The following is a 14704-nucleotide window of genomic DNA, read 5'->3' as shown; positions in this document are numbered from 1 at the left end:
TAAGTGACATGCAGGGAATTCTTTACGAAGAAGCCTCCATCTGGCAGTTTCTGTTCATCACCTGCGTCCTCGGCGGCTGGACCGCCTGGCGCACCGGCAAGAGCGTCGCCGAAAGCTGGGGAGAGGTTCCGCGGCTCATCGTCTACGTGGCGCTTCTGGGGCTTGCTATCCGCTTTGTGCACCACGCGCTTTTCGGCGGCACGATGTTCAGCCTGCAGTACTATATCGTAGACACGCTCGTGCTTTTGTTGTTTGCTACCGCCGGTTACCGGTACTACCGGACCAAGCAAATGGCCAACATGTACTACTGGCTCTACGAGAAGACCTCGCCTTTCTCCTGGAAGGCCAAATAAGGGAACAGCGCGTGCCGGTCGGGTGCGGCCGGTGCGAAGGAACACCGGCGCAATTATGGTGGGCATTGCGCAGGCTTATGAAATTGAGACCCGCTCGAATATTTGGGAGTAACAAAATGAAAAAGTCTCTTCTGTCGGCTGTGGCGCTGACAGCAATGGTGGCCTTCAGCGGCACCGCATGGGCCGATCTCCTGGTCGGCGTCGCTGGTCCGCTGACCGGCCCGAACGCCGCGTTCGGCGCTCAGCTCCAGAAAGGTGCGGAGCAGGCGGCTGCCGACATCAACGCGGCTGGCGGCATCAATGGCGAACAGATCAAGCTCGTCCTCGGCGACGACGTTTCGGACCCGAAGCAGGGCATTTCGGTCGCCAACAAATTCGTTGCTGACGGCGTGAAGTTCGTGATTGGCCACTTCAACTCCGGCGTGTCCATTCCGGCATCGGAAGTCTATGCCGAGAACGGCATCCTGGAAATCACGCCGTCCGCGACCAACCCGCAGTTCACCGAGCGCGGCATGTGGAACACGTTCCGCACCTGCGGCCGTGACGACCAGCAGGGTGCAGTTGCCGGCGCTTACCTCGCTGCCAACTTCAAGGACGCGAAGATCGCCGTCATCCACGACAAGACGCCGTACGGCCAGGGTCTTGCCGATGAGACCAAGAAGTCGATGAACGAAGCGGGCCTCAATGAAGCTCTCTACGAAGGTATCAACATCGGCGACAAGGATTTCTCGGCGCTGATCGCTAAGATGAAGGAAGCCGGTGTTGGGGTCGTCTACTACGGCGGCCTGCACACGGAAGCGGGCCTCATCATGCGTCAGATGAAGGACCAGGGCCTGAAGGCAACCTTCATGTCGGGCGACGGCATCGTTTCGAACGAGCTGGCTTCGATCGCCGGTGACGCCGTCGACGGCACGCTGATGACCTTCGCGCCGGATCCGCGCAAGAACCCGGCTTCGAAGGAACTCGTCGAGAAGTTCCGGGCCGCCGGCTTCGAACCGGAAGCCTACACGCTCTATTCCTACGCAGCGCTGCAGGTGATTGCGGATGCCGCCAAGGCCGCCGGTGGCAACGACCCGCAAGCGGTTGCCGAAGCGATCAAGGCGAAGGGTCCGTTCAAGACCGCGATCGGCGAACTCGGTTATGACGAAAAGGGCGACATCACCCGCCCGGACTACGTCATGTACACCTGGAAGAAGGGTGAAGACGGCAAGTACAGCTACTTCCAGAACGAATAGTCTCGTTCTAACGCTTTAACAGCGAAGCAGGGCCCGGCGTGGAAGCGCCGGGCCCTTGCTTTTTGAGCATCCCTGACGCGGGAGATTTGCCGCAGCCCGGTCCGGCGCGGCTGAATTACGGCATGGAAGGATCGATAGGCAGTTGCGTCCCTCTCAACCGCCGAACTATAGATAAAATCCGATTATATCTATATCGATGGCAGTAGGCAGAGGGGGACAGCCGCGAATGCAGGATGCGTTGGGAACGAGCGGAGCGGATTCGATGAGCTCCGGCTCCGATGTAACAGCTTGGACTCTCGCTGCGGCGACAAAAATCTATAATTTACCTTTCAACGACCTTCTGTTCCGTGCGCAGTCCATCCATCGCACGCATTTCGATCCGAATGCGGTGCAGATGAGCCGGCTCCTGTCGATCAAGACCGGGGGATGCGCCGAGGATTGCGGCTATTGCAGCCAGTCGGCGCACTACCCAACCGGCCTCAAGGCGTCGAAGCTGATGGAAGGCGAGCGTGTGATCGCGGAAGCGCGCAAAGCCAAGGACGGCGGCGCGACGCGCTATTGCATGGGAGCGGCCTGGCGCAGCCCGAAGGAGCGCGACATGGAGGCTATCGTCGCCATGGTGCGCGGCGTCAGGGCGCTCGGGATGGAAACCTGCATGACCCTCGGGATGCTGTCGCCCGCCCAGACGGAGCGGCTCGCAGAGGCCGGTCTCGATTACTACAACCACAATGTCGACACCTCGGAGCGCTTTTACAGCGAGATCATCACCACGCGAACCTTCGCCGACCGGCTGGAAACGCTTGCCAATGTCCGCGAGGCGGGCATCAAGGTCTGCGCGGGCGGCATCTTGGGCATGGGCGAAAGCGTCGATGATCGCATTTCGATGCTGGTGACGCTCGCCAACCTTCCGGCCGCGCCGGAAAGCGTGCCGATCAACATGCTGATCCCCATCCCCGGGTCGAAGCTTGCGGATGCGCCGCCGGTCGATCCGATCGACTTCGTCCGGACGATCGCGCTCGCCCGCATCCTGATGCCGAAATCGCATGTTCGCCTTTCCGCCGGCCGGACCGACATGAGCGACGAAATGCAGGCGCTCTGTTTCTTCGCCGGGGCGAATTCGATCTTCGTCGGCGAGACGCTGTTGACGGCGGACAATCCCGGGGAGGATCACGATGCGGCGCTGTTCCGCCGCCTCGGGCTGAAGCCCATGGCACTGGAGCCGATGGAGCCGGCCGAATGATCGCCGCGCGTCTGGGCCGCTACGAGAAGATCCTGGCAGGACTGGAGCGAAAGGGGCGGCGGCGTGCGCTGGTCGCCCGAGCCGGAATTGATTTCACCTCGAACGACTATCTGGGCCTCGCAGGCTCTCCCCGGCTGAAGGAGGCGATCGCCTCCGCCCTCGACCGGGACGTGCCGGTCGGCGCCGGCGGATCGCGACTGCTGCGTGGCAATCATCCCGAGCATGAGGCGCTGGAGGCGGAGGCGGCCGAGTTCTTCGGTTCGCAACGAGTGCTCTTTTTCGGCAGCGGCTATATGGCCAATGTTGCGCTGTTTTCGACCCTGCCGCAGCGCGACGACATCATCATCCACGACGCGTTGATCCATGCGAGCGCCCATGAGGGCATCGCGGCAAGCCGTGCGCAGGCGGTCGCCGTCCGCCACAATGGTGTCGGGGCCTTCGCCGACGCCATTCGGGAATGGCGTGGTGCTGGCGGAACGGGACGCCCGTGGATCGCCGTTGAAAGCCTCTATTCGATGGACGGAGATCGGGCGCCGCTCCCGGAGCTTGCGGCGCTCGCCGAAGAGCATGACGCCTTTCTGGTCATCGACGAGGCGCATGCCACCGGCGTTTTCGGTCCCGGCGGCCGCGGCCTTTCGACGGCGCTCGAGGGCCGAGAGAATGTGATCGTCCTGCATACCTGCGGCAAGGCGCTCGGCGTCTCCGGCGCGTTGCTCTGCGCCAGCGGAACACTTTGCGACTATCTCTTCAACCGCGCCCGCGGCTTCATCTATTCGACCGCGCCGTCGCCCTTGACGGCAGCCGCAGTTCGCGCGGCATTGCGGATCGCCGCGGACGAGCCGCAGCGTCGCGCCGAATTCGACGCGCTCCGCGCCTTTGCTAATGCGGCGCTTGCCGCGACAACCGGGATCGAAGGCAGCGGATCGCAGATCCTGCCGGTGATGATCGGCGACAATGGCCGTGCCGTGAAGATCGCCGATCGGCTGCGCGAGGAAGGATTCGACATCCGCGCGATCCGGCCACCAACCGTTCCCGAAGGCACGGCGCGGCTTCGGATCGCGATCACGCTGAACGTCGACAGGCAGGCGATTGCGCAGATGCTGGCACGGCTGAAGACGGCGATGGCGGAGGAATTATGATGGCAGCCCGCGTCGTGATCACCGGCACGGATACCTGCGTCGGCAAGACCGTCTTTTCCGCCGCACTCACCGATGCGCTTTCGGGCTGCTACTGGAAGCCGGTCCAGTCTGGGCTCGACGGCGAAACGGACAGCGAAGCGGTCCGTCGGCTGGGCCGAATAGAGGCTCGCCGCATCCTGCCGGAGTCCTACAGGCTCGCCACACCCGTCTCGCCGCATCTCTCGGCCAGGCTCGACGGCGTGACGATCCGGCCGGAAAGCCTCTCGCCCCCTCCGGTCGAGGCACCCCTTGTCATCGAGGGGGCTGGCGGGCTCATGGTTCCGCTGACGGAGCGGACGGTCTTCGCCGACGTCTTTCAGCGCTGGCGGATCCCCGTTGTCCTCTGCGCCCGCACGGCACTCGGCACGATCAATCACACGCTGCTGTCGCTCGAAGCGCTGCGGGCCCGCTCGATCCCGGTTCTCGGCGTCGCCTTCATCGGCGACGAGCAGGCGGACACGGAAAGGACGATCGCGGAACTGGGTCATGTTCGGGTGCTCGGTCGGCTGCCGCACCTCGCGCCGCTGACGCCGGATAGTCTTCGCCGGAAGTTTTGCGAAGGCTTCAATATGGACGATTTCCGCGAGGCGCTGGCATGAGCGCCTCTCCGGTCTGGCACCCCTTCACCCAGCATGCGCTGGAGCCGGCGATGAAGCGCATCGTCCGCACCGAGGGCGCCTATCTGATCGACGAGGAGGACTCGCACATTGTCGATGCGATCTCGTCCTGGTGGGTGATCACCCACGGCCATCGGCACCCGGCGATCATGGAGGCGATCCGGCGCGCCGTTGAAAGCTACGACCAGGTGATCTTTGCCGAGTACACTCATGCGCCGGCGGAGGAACTGGCGAGCGGCCTGATCGAGATCGCGCCCGCCGGCTTGAAGCACGTCTTTTATTCCGACAGCGGCTCGACCGCCGTGGAGGTAGCGCTGAAGATGGCGATCGGCTATTTCCACAATATCGGCGCGCCGCGTAGCCGCATCTGCGTGATGGAGCACAGCTATCACGGCGACACGATCGGCACGATGTCGGCCGGCGAGCGCGGCGTTTTCAATTCGGCCTACGAGCCGCTTCTTTTCGCCGTCGACCGCCTGCCGTTTCCGGAGCCCGGCCGCGAACAGGAGACGCTCGACGCTTTCGAGCACTTTTGCGCTTCCGGCCAGGTGGCGGCGCTCATCGTCGAGCCGCTGGTTCTCGGGGCCGGCGGGATGAAGATCTATCCGGCCTTCGCGCTGACCGAACTGAAGCGGATCGCCGAACAGCACGGCATTCTGCTGATTGCCGACGAGGTGATGACCGGCTGGGGCCGCACCGGAACTCTCTTTGCCTGCGAGCAGGCGGGGATCGCGCCCGACTTCCTGTGCACGTCAAAGGGCTTGACCGGGGGTGCGCTTCCGCTCGCGGCAACCCTTTGCACGGCGGAGATATTCGACGCGCATCTTTCACCGGACCGGCGCCGAACATTCTTTCATTCGAGCTCCTATACCGCCAATCCGATCGCCTGCGCCGCGGCCGTCGCCAATCTCGCTGTGTGGAAGGAGGAGCCGGTCGGCGGGCGCATCGAAGCGCTTGCCGCGAAGCAACGGCGACATCTGAAGCGCTTCGCGGCCGATCCGCGCTTCCGCAATGTACGTCAGGCAGGTACGATCGCCGCGCTCGACCTTTGCGTGCCGGCGGGGGGCTACCTGGCCGATGTCGGGCCGCGGCTCAGGGCTTTCTTCCGCCAGCGCAGGCTGCTCATCCGGCCGCTCGGCAATGTCATCTATCTGATACCGCCCTATTGCATCGCCGATGCGGATCTCGATCGGGCCTATGACGCGATCGACGAGGCTGCGTTTGCCTTCGCGAGGGGGCGGCTATGAGCATCGTCCGGTCATCCCGCCTTGCCGGATTTGGCCACGCCGTGCCGACGCGGCGCGTCGAGAACGCCGAAATCGAAGCGAAACTCGGCCTTGAATCGGGCTGGATCGAACGGCGGACGGGCATCCGGGCACGACGCTGGGTCGAGCCCGGAGAGACGCTGACCGGTCTTGCGGCGAAGGCCGGGGAGGCGGCACTCGAGGATGCGGCTATCGCGCGCGGCGACATCGCCTTGACGCTGCTCGCCACATCAACGCCCGATCACCTGCTGCCGCCCTCGGCACCGTTGCTCGCCCATCGCCTCAGGCTTGGCAATTCCGGTGCGATCGATCTGGCCGGCGCCTGCTCGGGCTTCCTCTACGCGCTGACGCTCGCCGACGGGTTCGTCCGCACGCAGGGCAAGCCGGTCCTTGTCGTTGCCGCCAACATCCTGAGCCGGCGCATCAACCCGGCTGAGCGGGCAAGTGCCGTTCTCTTCGCGGACGCTGCCGGCGCAGTCGTCGTCGCGCCCTCGCACGATCCCCAGAAGGGCGTGCTCGGCATCGACCTCGCGTCAGACGGAAGCCGCTACGATCTGATCACCATTGCCGTCGGCGGCAGCAGCCGGCCCTTTGCGCCGGATATGCCGGCGGAGGACGTGCTGATGACCATGCGCGACGCGCGGGAGGTGTTCGTCCGTGCGGTGGAGATGATGACGGCCTGCGCCGCTCGCGCGCTCGCCGCCGCGGGCATCGGCCCCGCGGAGGTCGGCCGCTTCGTGCCGCATCAGGCGAATGTCCGGATCTTCGATGCGGTTTGCGCCAATCTCGGCATCGATCCGTCCAGGACCGTGCGCACCATCGAGGAGTACGGGAACTCGTCGGCCGCGACGATTCCGCTGTCGCTTTCACTTGCACACAGGGCCAAGGCCTTCGTTCCCGGAGAAAGGCTGTTGCTCACCGGGGCGGGCGCGGGGCTGACCGGAGGGGCCGTGCTCCTCGGTATCTAAGAAACTGCAGTCTGCTGCACCCCGCTCCAAGCATGCCTACCGCAGCAGCGATGCCCGGAGCGCTGCGATTTCCCCTTTTAGGCGCCCGATCTCCGCGGGCTCCATTCCGGTCGCTTCGATGATGCCGCACGGGACGGTGCTGGCCTTTTCCTTGAGCGCCTCGCCGGTTTCGGTCAGGCGCACGCGCACCTGCCGCTCGTCGGCGCGGTCGCGGACTCTCGAAATATAGCCCATTGCCTCCAGGCGCTTCAGCATAGGCGTGAGGGTGCTCGATTCGAGAAAGAGCTTGTCTCCCAGGCTGCCGACGGTTTGATCATCTTTTTCCCACAGGACAACCATTACGAGATATTGTGGATAGGTAAGATCCAGCTCGTCGAGTAGTGGCTTGTAGACGCGCGTAAACGCGTGGTTCGCGGAATAGATTGCAAAGCACAGGAAATTATCGATTTTCATCAACTCTTCGGGAGAGGGGATATTTGCCTTCGCCATCGCTGTCTTTCCGTATTCGCCGAGGCAGTACAGTAAATCGTTCGCGATATAATCGCAAGGTATTGACATCGATGTGCTGGCGCAATAAAGATCGTGTACGATTTAATCGTTGCCTAATTAAGAGGCGGGACGGGCGTCTTATCGCAAAGGTTACATCGCAACGATCCCATTTGCCGCCACGAAGGGAAGGAGCAATTCCATGACAAAGGTTCAAGACAGCGCGACCGCCGTTTCCAGAAGGGAGATGCTGGCGGGAGCACTCGGCGCCGCCAGCGCGGCCGCCGCATTCGCAGCCGCCCGGCCAGCCGCAGCGGACACAGCAAAGCCATCAACAACGGAAGGAGCAAGGACCATGGGAAGCAGGATCACCACGCGCGACGGCGTTGAAATCTATTACAAGAACTGGGGTCCGAAGGACGGGCCGGTCGTCATCCTCAGCCACGGCTGGCCGCTCTCGTCCGACAGTTGGGAAGCCCAGGCCTTCCATCTCGCCAATAACGGTTTCCGCGTCGTCACTCATGATCGCCGCGGCCACGGCCGGTCTAGCCAGCCCTGGGACGGCAACGACATGGATCACTATGCCGACGACCTTGCCGACCTGATCGAGCAACTGGACCTGAAAGGTATCTTTCTAGCCGGATTCTCGACCGGCGGCGGCGAGATTACCCGCTATATCGGTCGTCACGGCACCAGCCGCGTTGCCAAGGCTGGGTTGATTTCGGCGGTGCCGCCGCTGATGGTAAAGACCGACAAGAATCCGGGCGGCCTCCCGAAAGAGGTGTTCGATGGCTTGCAGGCGGCGAGCCTCGCCGACCGCTCGCAGCTCTACAAGGACATCGCTTCCGGTCCCTTCTTCGGCTTCAACCGTCCGGGTGCGAAGCCGTCGCAGGGGATGATCGACAGCTTCTGGCTGCAGGGCATGGCGGGGGGCCACAAAAATACCTATGACTCGATCGTCGCCTTCTCGCAGACCGACTTCACCGAGGACCTGAAGAAGTTCGACGTGCCGACGCTCATCATCCATGGAGACGACGACCAGATCGTGCCGATCGACGCCGCCGCCCGGGCCTCGAAGACGCTCATTCCGCACGCGGATCTGAAGGTCTATCCGGGTGCGCCGCATGGCATCACGGACACCCACAAGGATCAGTTGAACAAGGACCTGCTGGAGTTCGCCCGCTCCTAGGATGGCGCGTGCCAAAATTGTTGTTCGGAGGGCGCCGCAAACCGGCGCCCTCTTTTTTGGTGGGCCCTCAGCCTCTTCAAAGTTGGCCGGTCCGACGAGTTTCTTTCGGCGGACCCGATTGTGCTTGTGAAACAGTGACTTGACATTGATCATGCCATTTCGGACGATGCCGCATGACGATGCACGTCGCAGGGGCGTGCCGGCTGGGGATATCTGAACACCTTGAATGACGCGGCGATCATCGCTCCGCAAAGGGCGTGGGGAAAAGGGCGGCTTGTTGCCAAGTCCGAACGCGGACGCACGCGCATCGCCGAACTCTATCAGGAAGGTTGCGCCAAGATCCGCTTGCCGAAGACCTTCGATGCCTCGATGGAGGCGGTGCTCATCAACTCCTCGGGCGGCGTAACCGGCGGCGACCGGCTCGAATGGGATTTCGAAGCCGGCGAGGGGACCGAGCTCACGCTGACGACGCAGGCCTGCGAGAAGATCTACAAGGCGAGCGCCGGTACGGCCTCAATCGCCACGTGCATATCCGTCGCCGCCGGAGCGCGGGTCGATTGGCTTCCGCAGGAAACGATCCTCTTCGACCGCGCCTCGCTGTCGCGCTCGCTCGAGGTAGAACTGGCGCCCGATGCAAGCTTTCTCGCGGTCGAGGCGGTGCTTCTCGGCCGCAAGGCGATGGGCGAGGCGGTGCATGCCGGGCTGTTTCGCGATCGTTGGCGCGTGCGGAGCGGCGGCAGATTTGTCCATGCCGAGGATCTGGCCCTTGCCGACGACATCGCAGGGCTTGCCGCCCGGCCAGCGACGCTCGGCGGTGCGGCTGCCTTCGCAACCTTGCTTTATGCCGCGCCCGATTGTGAAGCGATGCTTTCGAAGCTGCGTGCAATGCTCGCGCCGGTGGTAGAGGCGGGAGTCAGCCACTACAAGGTCGGCGGCTGCGACAAGCTCGTTGCCCGTGTCGCCGCGGTCGATGGATTTGCGCTCAGAAAAATCCTGATCCCGCTCATTTCGCACTTGCGTGAGGACGCATCTGTGCCGAAAGTCTGGACTCTCTGATCCCGCAATCAATCCGGATAGCGACGCATGAATCTCACTCCGCGCGAAAAAGACAAGCTGTTGATTTCCATGGCGGCAATGGTCGCGCGCCGACGACTGGAGCGAGGCGTCAAGCTCAACCATCCGGAGGCCATCGCCCTCATCACCGATTTCGTCGTCGAGGGTGCGCGCGACGGCCGGTCCGTCGCTGAGTTGATGGAGGCGGGCGCCCATGTGCTGACCCGCGACCAGGTCATGGAAGGCATCCCCGAGATGATCCACGACATCCAGATTGAGGCGACCTTCCCGGATGGGACGAAGCTGGTCACCGTTCACGAGCCGATCCGCTAGGAGACAACGATGCTGAGCTTGCGCCCGAACTGCGAATGCTGCGATCGCGACCTGCCGCCCGAAAGCCGGGAGGCGATGATCTGCACTTTCGAATGCACCTTTTGCGCCGATTGCGCCGAGGGGAAGCTCGGCGGGATCTGCCCAAACTGCAGCGGCGAGCTGGTCCGCCGTCCTATGCGGCCGACGGCAATGCTCAGGAAATGTCCGGCCTCGACCCAGCGCGTGCTGAAGCCGCAAGGCTGCGCGCCGGAAAAGGCCGCGTAAGGAGAGACGAGCATGATTCCAGGCGAGATCATCGCAGCCGCGGGCGACATCGAACTCAATGTCGGTCTTCCGACGATCACCATCGAAGTCTCCAATTCCGGCGACCGGCCGGTTCAGGTCGGCAGCCATTATCATTTCGCGGAAACGAACGCCGGCCTGATCTTCGACCGTGGTGCGGCGCGCGGCAAGCGGCTCGATATCCCGGCGGGCACGGCGGTGCGTTTCGAACCGGGGCAGACGCGGCAGGTGACGCTGATCCCGCTTTCCGGCAAGCGCGAGGTTTTCGGGTTCCGTCAACAGGTCATGGGCAAGCTATGAGAGTAGCCGCATCCGCCCTTGGCCTGCTTCTAATTCTCACGACCTTTGCGCTCGCTCAGGAACAGCCTGAGGTGAATTGCCAAGAGGCGGTAGCGCAGATGGATTTGAACATTTGCGCCGATCGGGAATACCAGGCCGCGGATGCGGACCTGAACAAGATCTATAAGCAGGCGATGACCGCGATGCAGCAAACCGACAAGGAGCTCGGTGATATCGACGCGGCTTATATAGGTGCCATCGCGGCATTGAAAAAGGCGCAGCGGGCCTGGATCGGCTACCGCGACGGCCAGTGCGAACTCGCCGGCTTCGAGGCTCGGGGCGGTTCGATGGAGCCCATGCTCGTCTCGGGCTGCCTCGCAGAGCTGACCCGAAAGCGCACCGCCGAACTCAAGGAACTTCTCGAGGCGCAAGGAAACTGAGTGTTGCTGGGCCGGCGCGTCATGATCGTGGGAAATGGCGAGGTGCCGGAGGGTGCTGCCGCGACGATCGACGCAGCCGACCTGGTAGTCCGCTTCAACGATTGCCGCTCGGTCGGCCGGGGCGGCACCCGCACCGACATCGTCGCCGTCTGCAACACGGGCCGCCCGGCGCTTGCAATGCTCGGCGGTGGCCGCTGGAAGACGAGCGAGCCGGTGCGCCAGGCGCGTGAAATCTGGAGCGTGCGTTCCGCTGCCAAGTTCGCGGCGATGCGGGCAGCGCTCGCCAAGACCCATCCGGACCTCGACGATTTCTGCGACGACTACACCACCGGCTTCGAGACCTTCGCGCGGGCGACCGGCCGACGGCACCGGGTCGTCCCGATCGAAGCGCACGAGCGGCTGGAGCAAGATCTCGCCCGTTTCGCGCCGCCGCCTTACGTCGCTCCATCGAGCGGTCTGGTGGTGATCGCCGACATCCTGTCCGACGTCGCTTCCGCCGGCGACGAGATCGTGCTCGCCGGCTTCGGTCACAGCGGCTGGGAGTGGCATCCCTTCGCCGCCGAGCGGCGTTATGTCGATGCGCATGCCGCCGCAGGCCGCCTCCGCCGCCTCAATCCATTGCCTTCGTCAGACTTGTCCCAAGGAGCCTGAACCATGTCCTACAAAATGTCGCGCGCGGCCTATGCCAACATGTTCGGTCCGACGGTCGGCGACAGGGTGCGGCTTGCCGACACGGAGCTCTTCATTGAGGTTGAGAAGGACTTCACCACCTATGGCGAAGAGGTGAAGTTCGGCGGCGGCAAGGTCATCCGCGACGGCATGGGCCAGAGCCAGGTGACGCGCGAGGGCGGCGCGGTCGATACGGTCATCACCAACGCGCTGATCGTCGACCACTGGGGCATCGTCAAGGCGGATATCGGCCTGAAGGACGGGCGGATCGCGGCAATAGGAAAGGCCGGCAATCCCGATACGCAGCCGGGCGTGAACATCATCGTCGGACCGGGCACCGAGGCGATCGCCGGCGAGGGCAAGATCGTCACGGCCGGCGGCATGGACAGCCATATCCATTTCATCTGCCCGCAGCAGATCGAAGAGGCGCTGATGAGCGGGCTCACCTGCATGCTCGGTGGCGGCACGGGCCCCGCACATGGCACGCTGGCGACGACGTGCACGCCGGGGCCGTGGCATATCGCGCGTATGATCGAGGCCGCCGATGCCTTCCCGATGAACCTTGCCTTCGCCGGCAAGGGCAACGCCTCGCTGCCGGGCGCGCTCGTTGAAATGGTGCTCGGCGGCGCCACCTCGCTGAAGCTGCACGAGGACTGGGGAACGACACCGGGAGCGATCGACTGCTGCCTGTCGGTGGCGGACGAATACGACGTTCAGGTGATGATCCACACCGACACGCTAAACGAGAGCGGCTTCGTCGAGGACACGATTGCGGCGATCAAGGGCCGGACCATTCACGCCTTCCATACGGAAGGGGCGGGCGGCGGCCACGCACCGGACATCATCAAGATCTGCGGCCAGCCGAACGTCATTCCGTCCTCGACCAACCCGACGCGGCCCTACACCCAGAACACGCTGGCCGAGCATCTCGACATGCTCATGGTCTGCCACCACCTGTCGCCGTCGATCCCCGAGGACATCGCCTTTGCCGAAAGCCGCATCCGCAAGGAGACGATCGCCGCGGAGGACATTCTCCACGATATCGGCGCCTTCTCGATCATCTCCTCCGACAGCCAGGCCATGGGCCGTGTCGGCGAGGTGGCGATCCGCACCTGGCAGACGGCCGACAAGATGAAGCGCCAGCGCGGCCGGCTGAAGGAGGAGATCGGCGACAACGACAATTTCCGCGTCAAGCGCTATGTCGCCAAATACACGATCAACCCGGCGATCGCCCATGGCCTCAGCCATGAGATCGGTTCGCTCGAAGTCGGTAAGCGCGCCGACCTCGTCATCTGGAACCCTGCCTTTTTCGGCGTGAAGCCGGATATGGTGCTGCTCGGCGGAACGATCGCGGCCGCGCCGATGGGCGACCCGAATGCTTCGATCCCGACGCCACAGCCGGTCCATTACCGGCCGATGTTCGGCGCCTATGGCCGAAGCCGGACCAATTCCTCGGTCACCTTCGTGTCGCAGGCTTCGCTCGACGCCGGCCTGGCGGGACGGCTCGGCGTCGCCAAAGAGCTCGTCGCCGTCCAGAATACCCGCGGCGGCATCGGCAAGGCCTCGATGATCCACAACAGCCTCACACCGCATGTCGAGGTCGATCCGGAAACCTATGAGGTGCGCGCCGACGGCGCGCTGTTGACGTGCGAGCCGGCGACCGTGCTGCCGATGGCGCAGCGGTATTTCCTGTTTTAGTCGCCGCTCTCAGTATGCGAATAAAGCGTGCGGTCAGATGGCTTTGCGGGACCATCCTCGTCCTGATGCTCGCGGCGGTTGGCGGAACCTTGGTTCCCAAGCCGCTTATGCCTGCCTATGCGTCGGGTGACACGACCGGGCTGCATCGCATCCTGGTGCTTTCCGGTCCTATTCACACGGATATCGCCGTCAGGGTGGACGACGAGGTTCGGGCGAAATTCGCGTTTCTCGAAGATGCGGACGTACCGCTCCGGCATCCCGACGCCCAATGGCTGATCTTTGGCTGGGGAGGGCGCTCCTTCTATCTGGAGACGCCGACCTGGAGCGCGTTGAAGCCATTGCCGGTCTTGAGGGCACTTAGCCTCGATCGGTCCGTGATGCATGTCGATACCGCGGGACATATTGTCGAGCCGCAGGACGCTGTCGCCGGTTTTGATATTGATGCCGAAGATCACCAGCGCTTGCTGGACTTCATCGACGACAGCTTCCGACGGGAGGCTGGAGTGGCAATGCCTGTAGCCGGCTTCTCCTACGGGCCGAATGACCGTTTTTTCGAGGCGCACGGCTATTTCAACGCTCTGTTCGGGTGCAACACGTGGACGGCGCGTGCGCTGCGAAATGCCGGCCTGCGAACGGGGCTGTGGAATCCCATTCCTGTGTCCTTGGACTTTTCTCTCAGCATCTACAACTGAGTCCCCAGGGTGCAGCCATGCGGCAGTCGCATGCCTGCCATGCGCAGCCACCGAGATCGCCGCTTTGATGCTGCACTGCAGCGGAATCTCCGATAGAAGGGGCCTCCCTTTCGCCGGCTGCGCTTCCTCCCAAGACTTGACGGCCGGCTGCCACTCGAAGGAGATGTTGATGCTCGGCAGAAAAGTTCCCGTTGTAACCTTCCGCACCCGCGTCCGCGACGAATCCGTTGGCGGTTCCAATCCGTTCCGCTGGCAGGATGTCTCGTCGAACGACTATTTCGTCGGCAAGCGCGTCGTCTTGTTCTCGCTGCCGGGCGCCTTCACCCCGACCTGCTCGACCTACCAGCTGCCGGATTTCGAGAAGCTGACGCCCGAGTTCCGCGCGCTCGGCATCGACGAGATCTATTGCATCTCGGTCAACGACGCCTTCGTCATGAACGCCTGGGGCAAGTCTCAGGGGCTGGAAAACGTCAAGCTTATTCCGGATGGTTCGGGCGAGTTCACGCGCAAGATGGGCATGCTGGTCGCCAAGGACAATCTCGGCTTCGGAATGCGCTCCTGGCGCTACGCCGCCATCGTCAACAACGGCACGGTCGAGCAGTGGTTCGAAGAGGAAGGCTATTCCGACAATTGCGATAGCGACCCCTATGGCGTCTCCTCGCCGCAGAACATTCTCGAGGCGCTGAAGTCGCAGAAGATCGCTGCCTGATCCGGCATTGTGATCGTA

At 63.5% G+C, this 14704-nt stretch carries 18 protein-coding genes; 17 read left to right on the top strand and 1 reads right to left on the bottom strand.

Annotated elements, in window-relative coordinates; translation table 11 throughout:
- Positions 1-8: 8 nt before the first annotated feature.
- The 7 genes from SS05631_RS12345 to SS05631_RS12315 all read left to right on the top strand — a co-directional run bounded on the left by SS05631_RS12345 (position 9) and on the right by SS05631_RS12315 (position 6856).
- A complete protein-coding gene (locus tag SS05631_RS12345; protein WP_037414566.1) occupies positions 9-353 on the top strand; it encodes a DUF6867 family protein in 345 nt (114 codons plus the stop codon).
- A 116-nt stretch (positions 354-469) separates the two neighbouring features.
- Positions 470-1588: a branched-chain amino acid ABC transporter substrate-binding protein gene (locus tag SS05631_RS12340; RefSeq protein ID WP_037414568.1), complete on the top strand. Its 1119-nt coding sequence runs from the start codon at positions 470-472 to the stop codon at positions 1586-1588.
- A 262-nt stretch (positions 1589-1850) separates the two neighbouring features.
- Entirely contained in the window at positions 1851-2828 is a 978-nt protein-coding gene (gene bioB / locus SS05631_RS12335; RefSeq protein WP_050988176.1) for a biotin synthase BioB, read from the top strand.
- On the top strand, positions 2825-3967 hold the full coding sequence (locus SS05631_RS12330; RefSeq protein WP_037414572.1) for an 8-amino-7-oxononanoate synthase: 1143 nt from the start codon (positions 2825-2827) through the stop codon (positions 3965-3967). The genes bioB and SS05631_RS12330 overlap by 4 nt, the downstream gene beginning before the upstream one ends.
- Entirely contained in the window at positions 3967-4605 is a 639-nt protein-coding gene (gene bioD / locus SS05631_RS12325; RefSeq protein WP_037414573.1) for a dethiobiotin synthase, read from the top strand. Before SS05631_RS12330 ends, bioD begins: the two co-directional genes overlap by 1 nt.
- Positions 4602-5870 (top strand): adenosylmethionine--8-amino-7-oxononanoate transaminase, encoded by a 1269-nt coding sequence (locus SS05631_RS12320; RefSeq protein ID WP_037414575.1) that lies wholly within the window; start codon positions 4602-4604, stop codon positions 5868-5870. The genes bioD and SS05631_RS12320 overlap by 4 nt, the downstream gene beginning before the upstream one ends.
- Positions 5867-6856 (top strand): beta-ketoacyl-ACP synthase III, encoded by a 990-nt coding sequence (locus SS05631_RS12315; RefSeq protein WP_037414577.1) that lies wholly within the window; start codon positions 5867-5869, stop codon positions 6854-6856. Before SS05631_RS12320 ends, SS05631_RS12315 begins: the two co-directional genes overlap by 4 nt.
- A 36-nt stretch (positions 6857-6892) precedes the next feature.
- On the opposite strand, the gene SS05631_RS12310 is transcribed toward SS05631_RS12315, so the two are convergent.
- Positions 6893-7345 (bottom strand): MarR family transcriptional regulator, encoded by a 453-nt coding sequence (locus SS05631_RS12310; RefSeq protein WP_037414579.1) that lies wholly within the window; start codon positions 7343-7345, stop codon positions 6893-6895.
- A gap of 199 nt (positions 7346-7544) precedes the next feature.
- Between SS05631_RS12310 and SS05631_RS12305 the strand changes: the two genes are divergently transcribed.
- The 10 genes from SS05631_RS12305 (at position 7545) to SS05631_RS12260 (ending at position 14686) form a co-directional block, all read left to right on the top strand.
- Positions 7545-8531, top strand: coding sequence for an alpha/beta hydrolase (locus SS05631_RS12305; protein ID WP_037414580.1), 987 nt, complete (start codon positions 7545-7547; stop codon positions 8529-8531).
- A 222-nt stretch (positions 8532-8753) separates the two neighbouring features.
- Complete coding sequence (locus SS05631_RS12300) at positions 8754-9587, top strand: urease accessory protein UreD (RefSeq protein ID WP_037414582.1); 834 nt, start codon at positions 8754-8756, stop codon at positions 9585-9587.
- Positions 9588-9614: 27 nt separating this feature from the next.
- Entirely contained in the window at positions 9615-9917 is a 303-nt protein-coding gene (locus SS05631_RS12295) for an urease subunit gamma (RefSeq protein ID WP_026618115.1), read from the top strand.
- A gap of 9 nt (positions 9918-9926) precedes the next feature.
- Positions 9927-10181, top strand: a complete 255-nt coding sequence (locus SS05631_RS12290; RefSeq protein ID WP_083853876.1) for a DUF1272 domain-containing protein — start codon at positions 9927-9929, stop codon at positions 10179-10181.
- Between the two features lie 12 nt (positions 10182-10193).
- Positions 10194-10499 (top strand): urease subunit beta, encoded by a 306-nt coding sequence (locus SS05631_RS12285; protein WP_037414588.1) that lies wholly within the window; start codon positions 10194-10196, stop codon positions 10497-10499.
- A complete protein-coding gene (locus SS05631_RS12280) occupies positions 10496-10918 on the top strand; it encodes a lysozyme inhibitor LprI family protein (RefSeq protein WP_037414590.1) in 423 nt (140 codons plus the stop codon). The genes SS05631_RS12285 and SS05631_RS12280 overlap by 4 nt, the downstream gene beginning before the upstream one ends.
- Entirely contained in the window at positions 10919-11569 is a 651-nt protein-coding gene (locus tag SS05631_RS12275; RefSeq protein ID WP_086022726.1) for a Urease operon accessory protein, read from the top strand. It begins immediately after the preceding gene.
- Between the two features lie 3 nt (positions 11570-11572).
- Positions 11573-13285 (top strand): urease subunit alpha, encoded by a 1713-nt coding sequence (gene ureC / locus SS05631_RS12270; protein ID WP_037414591.1) that lies wholly within the window; start codon positions 11573-11575, stop codon positions 13283-13285.
- Positions 13286-13305: 20 nt separating this feature from the next.
- Positions 13306-13977: a TIGR02117 family protein gene (locus tag SS05631_RS12265; RefSeq protein WP_037414629.1), complete on the top strand. Its 672-nt coding sequence runs from the start codon at positions 13306-13308 to the stop codon at positions 13975-13977.
- A 169-nt stretch (positions 13978-14146) separates the two neighbouring features.
- Complete coding sequence (locus tag SS05631_RS12260; RefSeq protein ID WP_037414593.1) at positions 14147-14686, top strand: peroxiredoxin; 540 nt, start codon at positions 14147-14149, stop codon at positions 14684-14686.
- Positions 14687-14704: the final 18 nt, after the last annotated feature.

Origin of the sequence: Sinorhizobium sp. CCBAU 05631 (genome assembly GCF_002288505.1) — a bacterium.
GTDB lineage: Bacteria > Pseudomonadota > Alphaproteobacteria > Rhizobiales > Rhizobiaceae > Sinorhizobium > Sinorhizobium fredii_C.
The sequence above is the reverse complement of the archived record's forward strand: the minus strand, read 5'-3'. Positions and strand labels throughout refer to the sequence as shown.